Source organism: Pedobacter sp. AC402 (assembly GCF_979252805.1).
In genome coordinates, this window is the sequence record NZ_CEEDAI010000018.1 from 23,267 (window position 1) to 43,986 (window position 20,720).

The 20,720-nt window shown below is 37.3% G+C and carries 24 protein-coding genes; 20 read left to right on the forward strand and 4 right to left on the reverse strand.

Annotated elements, in window-relative coordinates; all coding sequences use genetic code 11:
- Positions 1–220: 220 nt before the first annotated feature.
- The gene (gene rsmA / locus AC0IWE_RS26445; RefSeq protein WP_471795388.1) at positions 221–1,006 is read right to left on the reverse strand and encodes a 16S rRNA (adenine(1518)-N(6)/adenine(1519)-N(6))-dimethyltransferase RsmA; all 786 of its coding nucleotides are present in this window, start codon (positions 1,004–1,006) and stop codon (positions 221–223) included.
- Positions 1,007–1,191: 185 nt separating this feature from the next.
- On the opposite strand from rsmA, the gene pdxA reads away from it, so the two are divergent.
- The 20 genes from pdxA to ade all read left to right on the forward strand — a co-directional run bounded on the left by pdxA (position 1,192) and on the right by ade (position 19,450).
- Positions 1,192–2,271, forward strand: a complete 1,080-nt coding sequence (gene pdxA, locus AC0IWE_RS26450; RefSeq protein ID WP_471795389.1) for a 4-hydroxythreonine-4-phosphate dehydrogenase PdxA — start codon at positions 1,192–1,194, stop codon at positions 2,269–2,271.
- A 288-nt stretch (positions 2,272–2,559) separates the two neighbouring features.
- Complete coding sequence (locus AC0IWE_RS26455) at positions 2,560–3,744, forward strand: MFS transporter (RefSeq protein ID WP_471795390.1); 1,185 nt, start codon at positions 2,560–2,562, stop codon at positions 3,742–3,744.
- A gap of 79 nt (positions 3,745–3,823) precedes the next feature.
- Positions 3,824–4,597, forward strand: a complete 774-nt coding sequence (locus AC0IWE_RS26460; RefSeq protein ID WP_471795391.1) for a sulfurtransferase — start codon at positions 3,824–3,826, stop codon at positions 4,595–4,597.
- A 332-nt stretch (positions 4,598–4,929) separates the two neighbouring features.
- The gene (locus AC0IWE_RS26465; RefSeq protein ID WP_055913032.1) at positions 4,930–5,460 is read left to right on the forward strand and encodes a YceD family protein; all 531 of its coding nucleotides are present in this window, start codon (positions 4,930–4,932) and stop codon (positions 5,458–5,460) included.
- A 15-nt stretch (positions 5,461–5,475) separates the two neighbouring features.
- On the forward strand, positions 5,476–5,667 hold the full coding sequence (gene rpmF, locus AC0IWE_RS26470; RefSeq protein ID WP_025143959.1) for a 50S ribosomal protein L32: 192 nt from the start codon (positions 5,476–5,478) through the stop codon (positions 5,665–5,667).
- Positions 5,668–5,768: 101 nt separating this feature from the next.
- On the forward strand, positions 5,769–6,707 hold the full coding sequence (plsX, locus tag AC0IWE_RS26475) for a phosphate acyltransferase PlsX (RefSeq protein ID WP_055913035.1): 939 nt from the start codon (positions 5,769–5,771) through the stop codon (positions 6,705–6,707).
- Between the two features lie 18 nt (positions 6,708–6,725).
- Positions 6,726–7,724 (forward strand): beta-ketoacyl-ACP synthase III, encoded by a 999-nt coding sequence (locus AC0IWE_RS26480; RefSeq protein ID WP_055913038.1) that lies wholly within the window; start codon positions 6,726–6,728, stop codon positions 7,722–7,724.
- Between the two features lie 172 nt (positions 7,725–7,896).
- A complete protein-coding gene (accB, locus tag AC0IWE_RS26485) occupies positions 7,897–8,373 on the forward strand; it encodes an acetyl-CoA carboxylase biotin carboxyl carrier protein (protein ID WP_055913040.1) in 477 nt (158 codons plus the stop codon).
- 98 nt (positions 8,374–8,471) lie between these two features.
- Positions 8,472–9,812, forward strand: a complete 1,341-nt coding sequence (accC, locus tag AC0IWE_RS26490; protein WP_055913043.1) for an acetyl-CoA carboxylase biotin carboxylase subunit — start codon at positions 8,472–8,474, stop codon at positions 9,810–9,812.
- Between the two features lie 92 nt (positions 9,813–9,904).
- Positions 9,905–10,102: a DUF2683 family protein gene (locus AC0IWE_RS26495; protein ID WP_463497503.1), complete on the forward strand. Its 198-nt coding sequence runs from the start codon at positions 9,905–9,907 to the stop codon at positions 10,100–10,102.
- Positions 10,093–10,359, forward strand: coding sequence for a Txe/YoeB family addiction module toxin (locus tag AC0IWE_RS26500; protein ID WP_471795392.1), 267 nt, complete (start codon positions 10,093–10,095; stop codon positions 10,357–10,359). The genes AC0IWE_RS26495 and AC0IWE_RS26500 overlap by 10 nt, the downstream gene beginning before the upstream one ends.
- Before the next feature lie 115 nt (positions 10,360–10,474).
- On the forward strand, positions 10,475–11,356 hold the full coding sequence (gene tatC / locus AC0IWE_RS26505) for a twin-arginine translocase subunit TatC (RefSeq protein WP_055913052.1): 882 nt from the start codon (positions 10,475–10,477) through the stop codon (positions 11,354–11,356).
- Between the two features lie 45 nt (positions 11,357–11,401).
- Positions 11,402–11,839: a ribose 5-phosphate isomerase B gene (rpiB, locus tag AC0IWE_RS26510; RefSeq protein ID WP_055913055.1), complete on the forward strand. Its 438-nt coding sequence runs from the start codon at positions 11,402–11,404 to the stop codon at positions 11,837–11,839.
- A gap of 26 nt (positions 11,840–11,865) precedes the next feature.
- Positions 11,866–13,500 (forward strand): M28 family peptidase, encoded by a 1,635-nt coding sequence (locus tag AC0IWE_RS26515; protein ID WP_471795393.1) that lies wholly within the window; start codon positions 11,866–11,868, stop codon positions 13,498–13,500.
- Between the two features lie 98 nt (positions 13,501–13,598).
- Complete coding sequence (vapB, locus tag AC0IWE_RS26520) at positions 13,599–13,808, forward strand: type II toxin-antitoxin system VapB family antitoxin (RefSeq protein WP_055913060.1); 210 nt, start codon at positions 13,599–13,601, stop codon at positions 13,806–13,808.
- On the forward strand, positions 13,808–14,194 hold the full coding sequence (locus AC0IWE_RS26525) for a type II toxin-antitoxin system VapC family toxin (protein WP_471795394.1): 387 nt from the start codon (positions 13,808–13,810) through the stop codon (positions 14,192–14,194). Before vapB ends, AC0IWE_RS26525 begins: the two co-directional genes overlap by 1 nt.
- 134 nt (positions 14,195–14,328) lie before the next feature.
- The gene (locus tag AC0IWE_RS26530) at positions 14,329–15,714 is read left to right on the forward strand and encodes a LutB/LldF family L-lactate oxidation iron-sulfur protein (protein WP_463497516.1); all 1,386 of its coding nucleotides are present in this window, start codon (positions 14,329–14,331) and stop codon (positions 15,712–15,714) included.
- Positions 15,715–15,741: 27 nt separating this feature from the next.
- The gene (locus tag AC0IWE_RS26535; RefSeq protein WP_471795395.1) at positions 15,742–16,725 is read left to right on the forward strand and encodes a thiamine pyrophosphate-dependent dehydrogenase E1 component subunit alpha; all 984 of its coding nucleotides are present in this window, start codon (positions 15,742–15,744) and stop codon (positions 16,723–16,725) included.
- Positions 16,664–17,719: an alpha-ketoacid dehydrogenase subunit beta gene (locus AC0IWE_RS26540; RefSeq protein ID WP_471795396.1), complete on the forward strand. Its 1,056-nt coding sequence runs from the start codon at positions 16,664–16,666 to the stop codon at positions 17,717–17,719. Before AC0IWE_RS26535 ends, AC0IWE_RS26540 begins: the two co-directional genes overlap by 62 nt.
- Before the next feature lie 93 nt (positions 17,720–17,812).
- Positions 17,813–19,450, forward strand: a complete 1,638-nt coding sequence (ade, locus tag AC0IWE_RS26545; protein WP_471795397.1) for an adenine deaminase — start codon at positions 17,813–17,815, stop codon at positions 19,448–19,450.
- A 1-nt stretch (position 19,451) separates the two neighbouring features.
- On the opposite strand, the gene AC0IWE_RS26550 is transcribed toward ade, so the two are convergent.
- From AC0IWE_RS26550 to AC0IWE_RS26560, 3 genes are read right to left on the reverse strand one after another with little or no spacing between them, the layout of a single operon-like run.
- Positions 19,452–19,796, reverse strand: coding sequence for a DUF5615 family PIN-like protein (locus tag AC0IWE_RS26550; RefSeq protein WP_471795398.1), 345 nt, complete (start codon positions 19,794–19,796; stop codon positions 19,452–19,454).
- Complete coding sequence (locus tag AC0IWE_RS26555) at positions 19,796–20,032, reverse strand: DUF433 domain-containing protein (protein ID WP_471795399.1); 237 nt, start codon at positions 20,030–20,032, stop codon at positions 19,796–19,798. The genes AC0IWE_RS26550 and AC0IWE_RS26555 overlap by 1 nt, the downstream gene beginning before the upstream one ends.
- A gap of 37 nt (positions 20,033–20,069) precedes the next feature.
- Positions 20,070–20,678, reverse strand: coding sequence for a SprT-like domain-containing protein (locus AC0IWE_RS26560; RefSeq protein ID WP_463497525.1), 609 nt, complete (start codon positions 20,676–20,678; stop codon positions 20,070–20,072).
- Positions 20,679–20,720 lie beyond the last annotated feature (42 nt).

The following is a 20,720-nucleotide window of genomic DNA, read 5'->3' on the forward strand; positions in this document are numbered from 1 at the left end:
ACGTTTAAAATATGTCGCAAAGGAAGGTAGAAATTCAATGAAAATAATCACGGATTTGCAAGAAAACACGGGCGAGAAAATTGGTTGTAATTCCCCCTAAAATGGAACTTTAAGTTTATTGTATTACGAATCCATTGAGTTGGAAGTAACGATTTGCCCAAACCTGTTATACTAACTTATTTGTTTTTTTAACCTATTTCTGAGGATGACGATTACAATATTATACAGCCATCAACTTACTCACATGCTGCGACAAGGCTACAAAATCAGCCACGGTTAATTGCTCAGCACGTTTCTCGAAGTAAATATGATCGTCCATTTTGTCTTTTGGCATCACTGCCGAAACCGCATTTCGCAAAGTTTTTCTTCGTTGGTTAAAACCTGCCTTAACCACACGCCAGAATAATTTTTCATCGCAATCTAAAGTCTCCACTTCATTTCTGGTTAAACGGATTACGGCCGAATGTACCTTTGGTGGTGGATTAAATGTACCCGGTTTAACCGTAAAAAGATATTCGATTTTATAATAAGCCTGGAGAAATACGCTCAAAATGCCATACTCTTTATTGCCCGCAGGTGCCGCGCAACGTTGTGCAACCTCTTTTTGAAACATCCCAACCATTTCTACCACCTTGTTGCGGTTATCTAAAATCTTAAATAGAATTTGAGAAGATATGTTGTATGGAAAATTACCTATAATGGCAAACTGACCAGGGAATATAGCATCAAAATCGAACTTTAAAAAATCACCGTTAATCAGGCGATCGCCCAACTGAGGATATTTTTCATTCAGAAAATGGAAAGATTCTGTATCAATATCGATTAAATAAGTTTCTAAATCTTTACGTTGCAGCAAAAAATCAGATAGGATTCCCATACCAGGGCCAACTTCTAAAACCTGGTTATATTTATCCGAGTTCACCAGAGCCTCTACAATACGGTTGGCAATGCCTTTATCGGTTAAAAAATGTTGACCTAAATGTTTTTTCGCTTTAACTAAACTCATCTTTACGCTTTATTTTGCCACTGAGGCACAGAAAAAATGCAATGAAAGATAGGATAACCCTATTTTCTTTACGTGTAAACGGTGTTTCCGTGGCTACTCTATTTTATACAAAATAACTAATTTTTATCCGGTAAGCACCTGTTTAATCGAAAATCAGTAATTTGCGCTAAAATTTTCCAGTAATTATGAGCGATAAACTTAAAATTGGCATTAGTATAGGCGATGTGAACGGCATTGGTTTAGAAGTAATCATTAAAACATTATCCAACCCTGCTATTTTAAATTATTGCACACCAATTGTTTATGGCCACACCAAGGTTTCATCTTTCCATAGAAAAGCAAACAATCTGGGCGATTTTACTTTTAATGTAATCAATCAGGCCAACCAGGCGCAGCCTAAAAAAGCCAATATGATAAATTGTTGGGAAGAAGATGTTAAAATTGAGTTGGGGCAGATTACGCCAACAGGAGGTAAATATGCACTGTTATCGTTAGAGCGTGCAACTGCCGATCTGGTAAACGGAGATATTGATGCCCTGGTTACCGCTCCTATTAATAAACATAACATTCAATCAGATACTTTTGCTTTTCCGGGCCACACCGAATATTTACAGGAAAAAAGTGGCAGTAAAGATGTGCTGATGTTCCTCATTAGTGAAAATTTAAGAGTTGGTGTAGTTACCGGACATATCCCTGTAAAAGATGTTCCAACAGCCATTACAAAAGATAAAATCATCAGTAAATTAAAGCTGATAAATGAAAGTTTGAAAAAAGATTTCTGGATTGAAAAACCAAAAATTGCTGTACTGGGTTTAAATCCTCATGCCAGCGATAACGGATTATTAGGCACAGAAGAAGCTGAAATTATAACTCCCGCCATACAGGAGGCTTACGATAAAGGGATTGTATGTTTCGGGCCATACCCTGCTGATGGATTTTTTGGCAATGGCAGCTACAAACAATTCGATGCGGTTTTGGCCATGTACCACGATCAGGGATTAATTCCTTTTAAAACTTTGGCTTTTCATAATGGTGTAAATTATACTGCAGGCCTAAACTTTGTGCGTACCTCTCCCGATCATGGAACAGGTTACGATATTGCAGGTAAAGACCTCGCTGATTCAACTTCATTTACAGAGGCGTTATTTGCTGCCATCCACATTGTAAAAAACCGTAGAGAGCAGGAAGAAATGTTGGCCAATCAGTTGCGTTCGGGCGGTAAGGTTGTAGAAACTCAGTTCGATATTAAAGATGATGCTTCTTAAGGTAGAAGGTTTGTAAAGAGTAGAAAGATTAGGCTGAAAGACCAAAGGAGATGGACGATAGGATGCAATAACCACGTCCGACTTCATACACCCCACCACAGCCCCAATAAACTAAAGGATTTAGGTGGGTGAACTCTTTTTTTGTAAAGCAAGTTTTTGTGTTCCATCGGTTCTGAAAGTCCTCCTATCGTTTCAGTCTTTTTATGCTGGGCATGTTAAAGCACCATATCAAAAAGTATTTCCACTACTATCAGTTTTATTTTAGTTAAAATTGTGCATCAAATCAAAATGAGCAGCACTAAAAAAAACAACCACATTCTCCCAACAATAGTTATCGCGCAGTTTCTGTGTACATCTTTGTGGTTTGCTGGAAATGCAGTACTACCCGATATCATTAAAAATTTTCCTGCAGAAACTAACCTGTTGGCCAATCTTACCAGCATGGTACAATTTGGCTTTATTAGTGGAACCTTAGTTTTTGCAATTTTTGCCATATCCGATCAGTTTTCACCCTCAAAAGTGTTCTTCATCTGTGGAATTGCAGCAGCATTGTTTAACCTGGGTATCTGTTTTGAATTAGCAGATGTACGCTTACTATTGCTTTTCCGATTTTTAACAGGATTTATGCTTGCAGGCATTTACCCGGTTGGGATGAAAATTGCTTCAGATTATTATAAAGACGGATTAGGAAAATCACTAGGCTTTTTAGTTGGCGCCTTAGTTTTCGGAACCGCTTTTCCACACCTGCTGAAAACTTTTACCGCAAGTTTCCCTTGGCACTATGTTATTTTTGCTACTTCAGCCCTATCAGTAACCGGTGCATTAGCGATATTCATTTTGGTTCCTAATGGCCCTTTCAGAACGGTTGGACAAAAATTTAATTTCCGCTCCTGCTTTGATGGTTTCAAAAATCAAGGTTTCCGCTCGGCAGCTTTTGGTTATTTTGGGCACATGTGGGAACTGTATACCTTTTGGGCTTTTTTACCAGGTATGTTGTTACTTTTTAATAGCAAACACCCAAATACTACACTAAATATTCCGCTTTTTTCATTTTTGGTTATTGCTTCAGGCGGTTTATCATGCATGATTGGCGGCTTACTATCCCAAAAATTCGGCGCTAAACGCATCGCCACCATTGCTTTGGCAATATCCGGATTATGCTGCCTGCTTACGCCTGTTTTACTTTTCAGCAGCACTTTATACCCTTTCATTATTTTTTTATTTTGCTGGGGCTTAGCGGGCACAGCAGATTCTCCTTTGTTTTCTTCGTTGATTGCGAAACATGCACCGGCAAGTTTAAGAGGAACTTCATTAACATTGGTAAACTGTATCGGTTTTGCCATCACGATTATTAGCATCCAGGTAATTAATCTTTTGGCAAAAGAAATGAATCCGCATTATCTTTATATGGTTTTGGCTGTTGGACCAGTTTTGGGGCTATGGGCACTATTAAGAGATGTTAAAAGGAATTGATAACCTTCAATTATTAGCTAGCTGTACTTTATTTAACCTTAACTTCAAATTTATTTATCTTTGATTTAAAGATTCAAGAATGAAATTATCACCTATCATAAAACCAGAAGAATTAACCTGGTTAAATCAAGACGATGAAATCGTGATTATAGATGCAAGCGCAGGCTCTAAAATGAGATATGACCAACAACATTTGGCGGGTGCACTTTTTGCCGATGTAAATGAAGATTTAGCAAATATTGGTGATTATGCTTCTGGTGGCAGACACCCTTTACCAACTTTCGAGCAATTTTCTACTGTTTTACAGCAGCTGGGTATTACGAAAGGCAGTCGTGTAATTGTTTACGACGATAAAAATGGTGGCAATGCAGCTGCAAGGCTCTGGTGGATGCTAAAATCTATTGGTCATGAAAAAGTGCAGGTAATTGACGGAGGCTTCCAGGCGGCTGTTAAAGCTGGTTTTCCGACTACAGATAAAGTGGAAATTCCAAAATCTGTCGATAAATATGAAATCACATCCTGGAACTTACCATTATCAGATATAGAAGAAGTTGAAAGAGTGGCTAAAACCGACGATTACATTGTAATTGATGTGCGCGATGCAAACCGTTTTGCAGGGCTTACAGAGCCTATCGATATAATTGCAGGGCATATCCCAGGCGCAGCTAACATTCCTTACACCGAAAATTTAGATGCTAATGGCGCTTTCCTTGAGCCTGAAATTTTGAAAGAGAAATACACTGAGGCTTTGGCTCTGGTTAAACCAGAAAATGTAATTGTACATTGTGGCTACAGGCATTACAGCCTGCCATACGCTATTGGCTATGGATTACGCAGGCTTACCAATTCCTAAGCTTTATGTTGGCTCATGGAGCGAATGGAGCAGAAATAACAAGGAAATGGTATTGGCTGATCAATAATTTTTGTTGGTTGGGTTTACAATTTCGCTTCAATAAACTGTTGATTTTACATTCCACTAAATGAATAAAATTTTTTATTCTGAGTCGGGGATTACAAATCATGACTAAGAAGATTACCAATAAATGTATTGAAACTCATTTTCAAAAAATTACCAATTCAATTAACATTCTGAAAACCTGTCCGATTAACGCGAACAATTTTTAAAAAACATTTTTAATCTAATTATTTTATCCCTACATTTGCAGGCTAAAATTTTACAGTACTTTGAACCCACTAAAACAATTTTCATTACCGTTTACCGGATTAAAATTGGGAACTCATCAGTTTGATTATGAGCTTGATGATACCTTTTTTAATGCATTTGAGTATTCGTTAATCAAAAGCGGAAATTTGAAGGTAGACCTGGAACTTGAGAAACAAGAGACCATGTTACTGCTAAAATTCAAAGTTATTGGTACAGTTAATTTGGATTGCGATAAATGTTTATCTGAGTTTTCTTTACCTATAAATCTTTACGAACGTCAGATTGTAAAGTTTGCTGAAGATGAACTGGAAAGTGATGATGAAGAAATTATCTCGCTTAGCCGCAAAGATACCGAGATTGATATATCGGGCCCTTTATACGAAATGATTAACGTAGCGGTACCTTATATCAAAAACTGCGAGCAGGCAGATCAGGATTGCGATCAGGAAATGATTGATCGTTTAAACCAATTATCGATCGAGAAGCAGGCAGAAGAAAATGAACAAACAAGCGACCCACGTTGGGAAGCCCTTAATAAGTTAAAAAAATAATTAGATTATACACCAATGGCACATCCAAAACGGAAAATCTCGAAACAGAGAAAAAATAAAAGAAGAACACACTATAAAGCTGTTACTCCTTCTTTAGCAACATGCTCGGCAACAGGTGCTATCCACGTACCTCACCGTGCTTACAACGTTGATGGTAACTTATACTACAACGGCAAACTGGTTATCGAAAATACTCAGATTGGGTAATTTTCTTAAAAAATTGTTTGTGTTTTCAGCGGCTTTAGTCATACCTTAGTCAACTGAAAAATTCAGGATTACACCTGACTTAACACAAACAGATTTTTTCTATGAAAATAGGCCTCGACATAATGGGCGGAGACTATGCTCCCAAAGCAATTGTTTTGGGAGCAATAGCTGCTCATCAATCGCTTAACGCTGGAGAGCATTTAGTTCTTATTGGCGATACCGAACAGATTAAACCCATTCTTGCAGAAGAGGGCTTTAATCCAGATCACTTTGAATACGTTCATACTGATGAAGTAATTGGTATGGGCGAACATCCCACCAAAGCAATCGTTCAGAAACCGAATTCGAGCATAGCAGTTGGATTTAACCTTTTAAAAGAAGGGAAACTCGATTCATTTGCAAGTGCAGGTAACTCTGGAGCAATGTTGGTTGGCGCTGTTTTTAGCGTTAAAACCATTCCGGGCATTATCCGCCCTTGTTTATGTACAATTCTTCCAAAAATTAAAGGCGGCACTGGCTTATTATTAGATGTAGGTGCAAATGCCGATTGCAAACCCGATATTTTATTACAATTTGGCGTTTTGGGCAGTTTATATGCAGAAAATTTATTGCAGATAAACGAGCCAAAAGTTGCGCTGATGAATATTGGCGAAGAAGATGAAAAAGGTAATATGCTTAGCATGGCTACTTTCCCGTTGATGAAAGATACCAACCTATTTAACTTTGTAGGCAATGTTGAAGGAAGAGATTTGTTCAATGATAAGGCTGATGTGATTGTTTGCGATGGTTTTACCGGAAATGTAATGCTAAAACTAGCAGAATCATTTTATGTGCTTACCATCAAAAAAGGACTTAAAGATGAGTTCTTCGATCGTTTTAATTACGAACAGTACGGTGGAAGTCCGGTTTTAGGCGTTAACGCTCCTGTTGTTATCGGACATGGAATTTCAAGTCCTTTAGCGGTTAAAAATATGGTTCTACAATCAAGAGAAATGATTACCACTGGATTGGTAGAAAAAATTAGAATTGCATTTAAATAATTTATTAAAATTCTTAAAATGAGTAAAATTCACGCTGCTATTACAGCAGTAAATGGTTACGTTCCCGATTATGTGCTTACAAACGCAGAATTAGAAACCATTGTTGACACTTCGGATGAATGGATAACCAGCAGAACGGGAATTAAAGAACGCAGAATTTTAAAAGGAGAAGGTTTAGGCACATCTGATATGGCTGTACATGCTGTAAATGGTTTGCTTAAAAAAAGAGGTATTGATGCAAAAGAAATTGAATTGATTATCTTTTGCACCACTACACCAGATTTTACTTTCCCCGCAACTGCAAACGTTTTAGCAGATAAAATTGGTGCTACAAATGCTTGGGGTTATGATTTACAGGCCGCTTGTTCTGGCTTTATATTCGGCCTTTCAACTGGTGCATCATTTGTAGAATCAGGAAGGCACAAAAAAGTTTTAGTAGTTGGTGGCGATAAAATGTCATCGATCATTAATTATGAAGACCGCACCACTTGTATTATTTTTGGTGACGGCTGTGGCTGTGCTTTGTTAGAGCCAAACGAAGAAGGTTTAGGAATACAGGATTCTATTTTAAGAACAGATGGTTCTGGAAGAGATTTCTTAGGCATGAAAGCAGGTGGATCGGTTATGCCGGCAACCCACGAAACCATTGATGCAAGGTTACATTTCGCGCATCAGGAAGGCCCTACAGTGTTTAAATTTGCGGTAACCAATATGGCTGATGTAGCTGCTGAAATTATGGAACGTAACAGCTTAACTGCTGATGATGTTGCGTGGTTAGTGCCTCACCAAGCCAATAAACGCATTATTGATGCTACTGCAAACCGCATGGGCGTTACTACAGACAAGGTAATGATCAACATTGAACGTTTCGGAAATACAACCAACGGAACCATACCTTTATGTTTATGGGAATGGGAAAGCAGATTAAAAAAAGGCGATAACATCGTTTTAGCTGCATTCGGCGGTGGTTTTACCTGGGGTTCGATTTACCTTAAATGGGCTTACGATACCAAGTAATGAGTTGAGAGCTTGGAGTTTGGAGTTAATTAGCTGCTTGATAAAGCATCATAGCCATTAACTATCAACTATTAAACCGTCAACCTTAAGTGGTTGCAGATAAAAATAAAACAAAAAAAGTATAACTTAGTTAATTCAATAAACACTATTTTTTACATAACTAGCCTAAAAAATGGATATCAAACAAATACAGGAACTGATTAAATTTGTTTCTCGTTCTGGAGTAAATGAAGTTGCTATTGAGCAGGAAAACTTCAAAATCACGATCAAAACAAACCAAGCACCAACAGTTGTGCATGCTACCGTACCACAGGCTCCGCTTGTACAGGCTGCTGCCCCTGTTGCCACAGCTCCTACTGCTCCAGTTGCAGCAACACCTGCTGTACCAGCTGCAGAAGACACTTCAAAATACTTAACAATTAAATCGCCAATGATCGGTACTTTTTACCGTTCAGCTAGCCCGGAAAAACCAATGTTTGTAAATGTTGGTGACGAAGTTAGCACAGGTAAAGTAGTTTGTATTATTGAGGCAATGAAACTTTTCAACGAAATTGAAAGTGAAGTTTCTGGCCGTATCGTTAAAATTTTGGTTGATAATGCATCACCAGTAGAATACGATCAACCGTTATTTTTAGTAGAACCTATTTAGAAGCTGATTTCACAGATTAATTTGTTTTCATAGCTTGATGATAGTGCCAAAATAGTCGGTATAATCATAATATCTGTGTAATCATCAATTAAAAAATTATGTTTAAAAAAATACTAATTGCCAACAGGGGTGAAATCGCTTTGCGTATTATCCGTACCTGTAAGGAAATGGGCATCAAAACGGTTGCTGTTTACTCTACCGCAGATCGCGAAAGTTTACACGTACGTTTTGCTGATGAGGCTGTTTGTATTGGCCCCCCACCTAGTAAAGATTCTTATTTAAATATTCCAAATATTATTTCGGCTGCAGAATTAACTAATGCCGATGCCATACACCCAGGTTATGGTTTCTTATCAGAAAATGCTAAGTTTTCTAACATTTGCCGCGAGTACAACATCAAATTTATTGGTGCAACTCCAGAGCAGATTAACGGCATGGGCGATAAAGCCTCTGCAAAAGAAACCATGAAAATTGCTGGTGTACCTACCATTCCAGGATCGGAAGGTTTGCTTACCAGCGTTAAAGAAGGTATTGCAATTGCTAACGAAATGGGTTACCCGGTTATACTAAAAGCAACTGCCGGTGGTGGTGGCCGTGGTATGCGTGTTGTTTGGAAAGATGAAGATTTCGAAAATGCATGGGATAGTGCCCGCCAGGAATCAGGTGCAGCATTTGGTAACGATGGTTTATATTTAGAGAAATACATTGAAGATCCACGCCACATTGAAATCCAGATAATCGGCGATCAGTTTGGCAAAGCCTGTCACTTATCAGAACGCGATTGTTCTATCCAACGCCGTCACCAAAAGTTGGTTGAAGAATCTCCTTCTCCATTTATGACCGACGAACTCCGCGTAAGAATGGGCGAGGCTGCAATTAAAGGAGCAATGGCTGTTAGTTACGAAGGTGCCGGTACAATCGAATTTTTGGTTGATAAACACCGTAACTTTTACTTCATGGAAATGAATACCCGTATCCAGGTAGAGCACCCGGTTACCGAAGAAGTAATCAATTTCGACTTAATTAAAGAACAGATTAAAGTTGCTGCCGGAATTCCGATTTCCGGTAAAAACTACTTCCCTGACATGCATGCCATTGAGTGCCGTATCAATGCAGAAGATCCAGCGAACAATTTTCGTCCTTCACCAGGTAAAATCACCAATTTCCACTCTCCAGGCGGTCATGGTGTTCGTGTAGATACGCACGTTTACGCTGGATATTCTATTCCTTCTAACTACGATTCAATGATTGCCAAATTAATCTGTGTTGCACAAACACGTGAAGAAGCAATCTGTACAATGGAGCGTGCTCTAGGCGAATTTGTAATTGAAGGAGTGAAAACAACAATCCCTTTCCATCTGCAGTTAATGAAAGATCCTAACTTTAGAGCAGGAAATTTCACCACAAAGTTTATGGAAACGTTTGAATTTTCAGAATAATATAAACTATTATAAATTTAGATCCCATTTTGATAAAACAGAATGGGATTTTTCTTTATTAAAACTTTAGAATTATTTCATTAAATTTGAATATGGAAACATTAATTGTACACCCAGAAAATAAGGCTCAATTAAATGCAGTAAAACAGGTGTTGAAAGCAATGAAAATTTCTTTTGAAAAAAGAGAAAAACCCTATAATCCAGAATTTGTAGAAAAAATCTTAGATGGGGATAAAGATTTTAAAGAAGGAAAATTCACCAAAATTGATTTGGAAAATCTATGGAAATAGTTTTTCTTCCAAACGCTAATAATGATTTAGATTTTTGGAAGAAATCAAGAAATACAACTATACAAAAGAAGATTCATAGCCTTTTAAGTTCTATTAGGGACACTCCTTTCGCAGGAATAGGGAAACCCGAGGCATTAAAGTATAACCTTACAGGTAAATGGTCCAGAAGGATAAATTCAGAACATCGAATTATTTACGAAGTTTTAGAAATAGATCAAATGATCAAAGTTCATTCATTAAGAGGCCACTACAATTAATTAAGTGATAATTTCATTAATATATTAAAGCATTTCTCAGAATAATATAAACTATTTCTATATTTAACACGTAAATACCATTCTATTCAAATAGAATGGTATTTTTGTTTTCAACATGAGCGACACTAAAAAAAATCTACTTACAAAAGCTATCGGGCAAAAGAGCACCACATTAGAGGCAGAAATGTCTTTTTTCGATCACCTGGATGTTCTCCGTAAACATTTAATCAGAGCCGTAATTGCCATTGCCGTTTTTACGGGTATCGCTTTTTACTTCAATGAAGAAATCCTGGATAAAATCATTTTCGGGCCAAAAAAACCAGATTTCTGGACCTATCGCATGATGTGTAAACTGGTTGAACACTTCCCTTCTTTAGGAAAGGATATGTGTATCACTAAAATCAATGGGGAAATTATAAATACAGAAATGGCTGGTCAGTTTAATTTACAACTGAACGTTTGTGTGATGTGTGGTATTATACTTGGCTTCCCTTACTTATTGTGGGAAATATGGCGCTTTGTTAAGCCGGCATTACATGAAAAAGAACGTAAATCGGCCAGCGGTTTTGTTTTCTTTGCATCGTTACTTTTTATCATCGGGATCATATTTGGGTATTTCATTATTTGTGCACTATCTATTAATTTTTTAACAGGTTATACAGTAAGTTCTGAAATCAAAAACACCTTTACAATTGATTCATATGTATCTTCCATAGCTACGTTAACCTTAGGAACAGGTATTATTTTTGAACTTCCGATCATTATTTTTATCCTATCAAAACTGGGGTTAATGACTCCAAAACTGATGAGATCGAGCAGAAGATACGCAACTGTAATCATTTTGATTATTGCTGCAATTGTTACACCAACACCCGATATATTAACTATGTTGACTGTAGCAGCTCCTTTATTTTTATTGTATGAGGCAAGTATCTTTGTTTCGGCTTACATTGAAAAAAAGAAGAAAAAAGCAGAAGCAGCTTTCTATGCTAACTAACAAAAACATTACGAACGGATTTCATAATTCTCTATAAATTTGATCATGTCTGATACAAAAATTAAAATTGCTATTGGAGCGGATCACGCGGGCTTTGAGTACAAAGAGTTACTAAAAGATTTTTTACAGCATTACGAAATAAAAGATTTTGGTACTTATTCTGAAAATTCTGTGGATTATCCAGATTTCGCTCATCCAGTTGCTGCTGCTGTTGAAAATGGAGATTTTACCTACGGAATTTTACTTTGCGGATCGGCAAATGGTGTGGCTATAACTGCAAACAAACATCAGCACATTAGGGCTGGTTTATGCTGGGAAAATGAAGTTGCTTCTTTAGTACGTAAACACAATAATGCAAATGTTTTATGTATTCCGGCAAGATTTGTTTCGGAAGAACTGGCAAAAGAAATAGCGACAACTTTTTTAACCACTGAATTTGAAGGCGGTCGCCACCAAAACAGGGTTGAAAAAATTTCGTGTTAACAAGAACTCAACTAACTATTATCATAATGAACAAAAAGTTTTTAACTCTTGGCTTGGCCTCGCTGGTTTCGGCGAGTTGCTTTAGTCAAATTAAGCCACTTGCGCCTAATCAGGATGCAATAAAATTTAGCAAGGCAATCAATCCCGAAAATGCATTTAAACACCTTTCTGTTTTAGCATCTGATGAATATGAAGGTCGCGAAACAGGCACAAAAGGAGCTTGGATGGCTGCTGATTATATCCGCGATTATTTTAAATCTTTAGGTTTAAAAGCCCCTGTAAATGGCAGTTATTTTCAGAAAATCGACCTTGTTAACGTAACGCTTAAAGAAAGTCATGTTACCGTAAACGGACAGCCAAAAGAATACCAAAAAGATTACCTGGTTTCGCCAAGTTTAATCAGCGACAAAGGTTTTACATTTTCAGCCAATGAACTTGTATTTATCGGTTATGGTATAAAAAAAGATACTTATAACGATTTCTCCGGTACCGATATTAAAGGTAAAGTAGTAATCATGTTCAATGGCGGCGACCCAACTTTGAAACCAGGGACAAGAATTGACAGAGCTGCTTATCGTGCTACCCTTGAGGCTAGAGCAAAATATTTTGCAGAAAACAATGTGAAAGCGATTATTCTGATCGATCCAGCTGTTGACAGAATAACTGAAAATACAAAACAAACGCTTAAAAATGGCAGAGTAATGGTTAAAACCAATGCTGCTATGGAGGCTCAAAAACAGAATGATATCCCTCGTGTATCTATTTCAGTTGCGTTGGCCAATGAATTGTTTAAGGCATTTAATACTACTGTTGCAGATTTACAAAAGAAAATTGTAGATAGCCAGGCCCCAGCGTCGCAAGTATTAAATGTACCATTTTCAGCCAGCGCAGCAAAAACCGAAACTCCGGTAAGATGTGAAAACGTACTTGGTTATTTAGAAGGAACAGATCCGGTACTTAAAAAAGAAGTATTAATTCTTACAGGTCATTATGACCATATTGGACTTGAAACTGATCCAAATGCAAAAGATAAAGTGAATAATGGAGCTGATGATGATGGATCTGGAACTACTGGCGTTTTATTAATGGCAAAAGCATTTACAGATGCTAAAAAGGCTGGTAAAGGTTCTAAACGCAGTATTTTATTTATGACCGTTGTTGGTGAGGAAAAAGGATTATGGGGTTCTGAATGGTACTCGGAGCATCCGGTTTTTCCTGTCGAAAACACAATTGCTGATTTAAATACAGATATGATTGGCCGTACTGGTGAGGAATATTTGGGTAAACCAGATTCTGCAAACTACATTTACTCTGTAGGATCGAACATGTTAAGCAGCGATTTAGGTAAATTAAGCGAGCAGGTTAATGCAACTTATACCAAAATGAAACTGGATTATAAATACGATGATCCAAAAGATCCTGAACAAATTTACTACCGTTCTGATCACTATAACTTTGCTAAATTAGGTATTCCGATTATTTTCTATTATGATGGGATGTTACAGCAAGACTACCATAAACCGGGTGATGAAGTAAGCAAAATAAATTTCCCGCTTTTGGCAAAAAGAGCAAAACTAACCTACTTTACCGCATGGGAATTGGCCAACAGAGCTAAAAGACCGGCAGTAGATATGGACGGAAAAGGGAATCCAAAAAAATAAAATATTAAGCCTCGATAAAATGTCGGGGCTTTTTTATGCCTAAAGGCGTATCTTTTTATTTTCAAGATTAAAATGGTATTTTTGATAAAAGTAAGTATATGAATCAGTTGCATATTTTAGAAAAAATTAACATGATGCCTATTGCCTATCAGCAAGAGGTGGAAGACTTTATCGATTTTATTTTGCAAAAAAAAGTAAATAAAAAAAATGAAGAAAAGCAACAAAGAAAACTTGGCCTACTTAAAGGAAAAATGAAAATGAGCGAGGATTTTAACGCTCCACTGGATGATTTTAGAGATTACATGTAGTGAAAAAATATCTGCTTGATACCCATGTTCTACTTTGGATGCAAGATGATAATATTGCACTATCTGAAACAGCAAGAAAAATTTTAGAAGATTCTACTACTCAAATCTATCTAAGCATTGTGAGTTTATGGGAGATTACCATAAAGCAATCGCTAGGCAAGTTACAATTAGAATATTCATTAGACGAACTCATAGATTCCTGCAACAGCATCAACATTACCATACTTCCAATAGATTACGGAACGCTGAAAATACTTAAAGTGCTACCGTTTTTACATCGAGATCCTTTTGACAGAATCATTATAGCAACAAGTATGGAATTAGATTTAAATCTCATTTCGAATGATGAAATAGTGAAAAAATACATGACTAAAGTTACCTGGTAATATTCTCCCAAAATCACAACTACTTCTTTGTATTAATTTCTAAAAATAAACTCAACAGGGTTTCCTATCTTTGATGTTGTAACGAAAAACTAAAATCAGTTAATATTCGTTAACCTATTACAAAATAACTATTGATGAATATTGCTGAAGAATTTTTAGAAAAGTCTGACGAGAAAGCTTTCGATTTACCGCATCGTAAAACCATAAATTATAATATTGGAAAATACAATGCAGCTGTTGAGCGCGGCTTGTCAAAATTCGAAAATTTAGAGGCGTCCAAAAAGAAAGCACACGTAATCAAGTGGCGTGTAATGGAAAATCTTGATAAATTTTTACCTGAGTTCGAATCAAATTTCCAACGGCGAGGCGGCAAAGTAATTTGGGCTAACGATGCGGAAGAAGCCCAGCAGGAAATCCTCAATATCATTAAAAGAAACAATGGCAAAACGGTTATCAAATCAAAATCGATGACCACAGAGGAAATCCACATAAACGATTTCCTGGAAAAAAACAATATAGAATCGTTAGAAAGCGATTTGGGCGAATACATTGTTCAATTGCTTGGTCAGGCCCCTTACCATATTGTTACGCCTGCTATGCACCTCAGTGCAACAGATATTGCACAGCTATTTCACGATAAATTTGGCACACCTATCGATGCCACTCCTCCTCAACTGGTACAAAAAGCAAGAGAATTACTTCGCGATAAATACCTGAAAGCCGATATTGGCATCAGTGGTGGAAATTTTTTAATCGCCGATACAGGAAGTATTGCCCTAACAGAAAATGAAGGTAATGCACGTTTAAGCACTACTTTTCCTAAAATCCACATTGCTATTGTAGGCATCGAAAAGGTAATTCCTTCTATGGCAGATTTGGATCTGTTTTGGCCGCTACTTGCCTCGCATGGAACCGGACAAAATTTAACGGTTTACAATACTATTTTAAGTGGCCCCCGCCAACCAAATGAAACAGATGGTCCTGAGGAAATGTATGTAATCCTTCTGGATAATGGACGCACCAATTTATTGGCACAAAAAGACCAGAGACAGGGTTTGTACTGCATCCGTTGTGGTGCATGTTTAAATGCATGTCCTGTTTATAAAAATATTGGTGGACACACCTATAATACAACCTATAGTGGTCCGATTGGCTCTGTAATTACTCCTCATTTAAAGGGCATGGAGGAGTTTAAACATTTAAGCTATGCATCAAGTCTTTGCGGAAAATGCTCTGAAGTATGCCCAGTTAAAATAGATATCCACAAAATGCTTCTACTTAACCGAAGAGATGCCGCAGCAGGACATGAAAATGGAAAGAAAGAGGAAATTGGCTGGAGTATGTTTAGCAAAATGATGCTAAAACGCAAATGGATGGATTTTTTTGGTGGAAATTTTAAAAACTTCATGCTCAAAAGATTTTTCAAAAGGAGTTGGGGTAAATATCGTGAAATGCCAAAAGTTGCCGATAAATCTTTTGCCAAACAATGGGAAGAGCTGAAAAAAAGTAAGGAGTCTTAATAAGAGGTAATCAGTTAAATAACCCATATGCATTTCAATCGAGGCGATAAAGACAACAAATTCTTGCTGAATTTATATAAAAGATTGCTTTATCCCCGAATGGTTGAAGAGAAAATGCTCAAACTTCTACGCCAGGGGAGAATTGGAAAATGGTTTTCAGGAATCGGTCAGGAAGCCATTGCAGTAGGCAGTACTTTAGCGATGCATGGCAATGAATACATTTTACCGATGCACCGTAATTTGGGTGTCTTCACTTCGCGCAATATTCCTTTAAAGAAATTAATGGCTCAATGGCAGGGCAAAATTACCGGGTTTACTAAAGGTCGTGATCGATCCTTTCATTTCGGCACACAAGATTATAAAATCATTGGGATGATATCGCATCTTGGCCCACAAATGGCCTTGGCAGATGGTATTGCATTGGCAGATTTGCTAGCCAATAGGCAACATGCAACCCTTGTTTATACAGGAGAAGGTGCCACCAGCGAAGGTGATTTTCATGAAGCATTAAACGTTGCCGCAGTTTGGGGGCTTCCTGTTATTTTTCTCATCGAAAATAATGGATATGGCCTTTCCACTCCAAAATCAGAACAATTTAGGTGCAAAAACCTGGTTGATAAGGCAATTGGTTATGGGATAGAAGGTGTTCAGATAGATGGAAATAATGTGCTAGAAGTTTATGATACCATTAATCAGCTGGCCAATGAAATTAGAAAAGATCCCAGACCTGTTTTGGTAGAATGCATGACTTTCAGAATGCGGGGCCATGAAGAAGCATCAGGCACTAAATATGTTCCGCAAGAAATGTTTGATGCGTGGGAAAAGAAAGATCCGTTAAACAATTACGAAGCCTACTTAGTTGAACAGGGTATTTTATCACCCGATGGCATTATTGACATCAAAATCCAGGTAAAAAGAGCTATAGAATTGGAAGTTGAAGAAGCTTTTAATGAAGAAGAACCTATTGCAGATGCTGCTTCTGGAAGAAAACGATATGTATTTTCCTTATGAGCAACAAGTAACGCTGCCTGTTGAAGCCTCTACAGAAAAAAGATATTTAGATGCCATAACCGATGGATTGGATCTGGCCATGCAAAAATACCCTAACCTGGTTTTAATGGGGCAGGATATTGCTGATTATGGCGGTGCTTTTAAAATCACAGATGGTTTTACCACCAAATATGGCAAGAGCAGAGTTCGCAATACTCCAATTTGCGAATCGGCCATTGTGGGTGCAGGGTTAGGCTTATCTATAAATGGCTTTAAAGCTGTGGTAGAAATGCAGTTTGCCGATTTTGTAACGGTAGGGTTTAATCAGATTGTGAATAACCTGGCCAAAACGCATTACCGTTGGGGCGAAAAGGCTGATGTGGTGGTACGCATGCCTACAGGTGCAGGAACCGGTGCAGGTCCGTTCCACTCACAAAGTAATGAAGCCTGGTTTACTAAAACACCAGGTTTAAAAATCGTGTATCCAGCTTTTCCTGAAGATGCAAAAGGCCTGTTATTGGCCGCAATTGAAGACCCTAATCCAGTGTTATATTTTGAGCACAAATATCTCTACAGAAGTTTAATCGGTTCAGTACCCCAAGGGTATTATACAACTGAAATTGGCAAAGCAGTTACACTTTCAAAAGGAAGTAAATTTTCGATCATTACTTATGGATTGGGCGTACATTGGGCTTTGGATTACCTGAAAGAATATCCCGAATGCGGGGCTACATTAATTGATTTGCGCACACTACAGCCTTGGGATAAAGAAATTGTTAAAACAGCCGTTAAGGCAACCGGCAGAGTGTTAATTTTGCACGAAGATACCTTAACAAATGGTTTTGGTGCTGAATTATCTGCATGGATTGGAGAACACTGCTTCTCTGACCTCGATGCGCCGGTAATGCGTTGTGCGAGTTTAGATACTGCAATTCCAATGAGTAAAATATTAGAAGACGATTTTTTAGCTAAAGCAAGGTTAGCAGAAACAATTGATAAATTATTGAAATATTAAATGGTTGTCACAGAGACGCAGAAAATCACGGAGAAAATTAATCATTTAATTCCGTTGCAATCCTAGTTTCCGTGGCTAATTTATATAAACAGCATGAGCACTTTTAAAGTTGAAGGAAATATAATTAACATCAGAGAGCGAAATATTTTCTTTGGCGAAGTTGAAGTTGAGGATGGAAAAATAAAATCAATCAATAAAATTTCTGAACAGAAAGAGGGGGCGCATTATATTTCGCCTGGGTTTATTGATAGTCATGTACACATTGAAAGCAGCATGTTGATTCCAAGTGAATTTGCACGTTTGGCAGTTATTCATGGTACAGTTGCTACCATTAGCGATCCACATGAAATTGCTAACGTATGTGGAATGGAAGGTGTAGAATTTATGATTGAAAATGGCAATACTGTCCCTTTTAAATTCAATTTTGGTGCGCCAAGCTGTGTTCCGGCTACTATTTTTGAAACTGCCGGTGCTGAATTAAATCATGATGATGTAAAGTCGCTTTTAGAACGCCCGGAAATAAAATACCTGAGTGAAATGATGAATTTCCCTGGGGTGCTAAATAAAGATGAAGAAGTTTTAAAAAAGATTTCAGCTGCGCACCATTTAGGCAAACCAGTAGATGGCCATGCACCGGGTTTGCGGGGAGAGGCTGTTCAACAATACATTAACGCCGGAATTTCTACCGATCATGAATGTTTTACTGCTGATGAAGCATTGGATAAGTTACGGCGTGGCATGAAAATCCTCATCCGCGAAGGAAGTGCTGCTAAAAATTTCGACGCATTAATTGATCTGCTGAACGATTGGCCTGAAATGATGATGTTTTGCAGCGATGATAAACATCCCGATAGTTTAGTAGAAAACCATATTAACGAGCTTTGTGCAAGAGCGATAGAAAAAGGAATTGATCTATTTAATATACTTCAAGCTGCCTGCATAAATCCTATTCTTCACTATAAATTAGATGTAGGCTCACTCCGGATCAATGATGATGCAGATTTTATTGTACTCGATGATTTAAAAAACTTCAAGGTTAAACAAACCTATATTGATGGATTACTACTTGCCGAAAACGGTAAAACAGGGGGCAATTGGGTAATACATTTGGAAGATCGCGAATCGGTAAATCATTTCAATTGCAGCCTAAAAAAGGAAGCGGATTTTATTTATCCCTTTAACGGACAAAAAGAAATTCTTGTTATTGAAGCTTTGGATGGACAATTGATCACCAACAGATTATTAGCTATACCAAAAGTTTTAAATAGTAATATCGTAAGTGATACTGAAAACGATATTTTAAAAATGGTTGTGGTAAACCGTTACCATGATGCGCCTGTTGCAATATCTTTTGTAAAGAATTTTGGACTGAAAGAAGGTGCTATTGCATCAAGCGTTGCGCACGACAGTCATAATATTATCGCAGTTGGCGTGGATGATAAAAGTATATGCGAAGCGGTAAATCTCGTAATTAAAGAAACCGGTGGCGTGGTTGCAATGGGTAATGGAAAAGAAGAAGTTTTAGCTTTACCTGTAGCAGGATTAATGAGTAATCAAAATGGCTATAAAGTAGCAGAAAGTTATACCTCAATTGATCGATTTGCGAAAGATTTAGGTGCTACGCTTCTAGCTCCATTTATGACACTTTCTTTCATGGCTTTATTGGTAATACCGCATTTAAAATTGAGCGATAAAGGTTTGTTTGATGGAAATGAGTTTAAATTTTTATAGCTTATTTTACACCTTCAATCCGATCCGAAAAGACATTAATCAATTTGAAATCCTTATTAAGTTCAATCACTTGTGGCCATAACCGATTTAAAACTTCATGAAATCGATTCATTTTCATGTTGCCAATCTTAATGTGTATAATTTTGGGAGGTGGATTATGGAGTAAAATTCGGGAAGAAAAATCACTATCTTTAGTTATGATAGTCAAATTTTCTGATTGGGCATACGTCCAGATTTCAGTATCTGACCATTCATCACCAAGTTCATATTGATGTATATATTCATCAAAATTCCACAAAGAAAAAAAACGTGGTAAATTCACATCAATAAGAAAAACCTTTTGCATTAAGCTACTGCCTGCTTAATTACAAAACTATGATTCATTAATTCAGTTGCATAAAGCATACAAGCTGTAATATCTTCAGTCTCCAAGGATGGATATTGCTTTAAAATTTCCTCTTGAGTTTCTCCAGCAGCCAAAAATTCCATTATGGTTTGCACGGTAATTCTTTTACCTCTTATTATGGGCTTGCCGCCGCAAATATTTGCGTCAATATAAATACGGTCAAAAATTTTTTCCATAACCTAAAGTTAATCAATTAGTTTTATTTCAACAATCCTATTCTATCACAAAAACCTCTGCCAAAGGATTAAACAAATATAACCTTTTATCATCTAAGCAAACACATCGATACCGTTTCCTGATTCTTTCGCCCTTGGTAAAACGCCTGCCATCCTTAATTTTAAAGGTGGTATTAATCGGCAATTGCTCTAAATGTAAAGTTTCGGTTTTATTGCTATCGTATTTTTTTAAAGCACGCGATAAATGTAAATCAGAACAGCTGGATGCCGCCGGGTTAGACATGTAATTATCAATCGCTTTATGAATGTCATCAGGGAAAATATTCAATTCAAAAAACGGCACCATCATCCGCTGAAAGTTTTTCTTCCATTCCGAACCGTGTGGCTTCACTTTATTCTTAAAATCGTTCCAGGTAAGTAAATGGGCAAATTCATGCACGGTGGTAACCAGAAAAGCGAAATGATTGAGATTAAAGTTTACTGAAATGCGATGACCTTTACCTTGATAAGGATGACGGTAATCGCCCAGTTTTGTAGAACGGGTTTTGGCAATCTTAAATTCGCACTGAAAATAATCTATCCATTTTGCAATTAGCGGTGCCGCTTGTTCGGGCATGTACTGCGCTAAAACTTTAACCTTTTCCATTTAACCGCAAAGTTCGCAAAGTTTTCCGCAAAGAAACAAAGA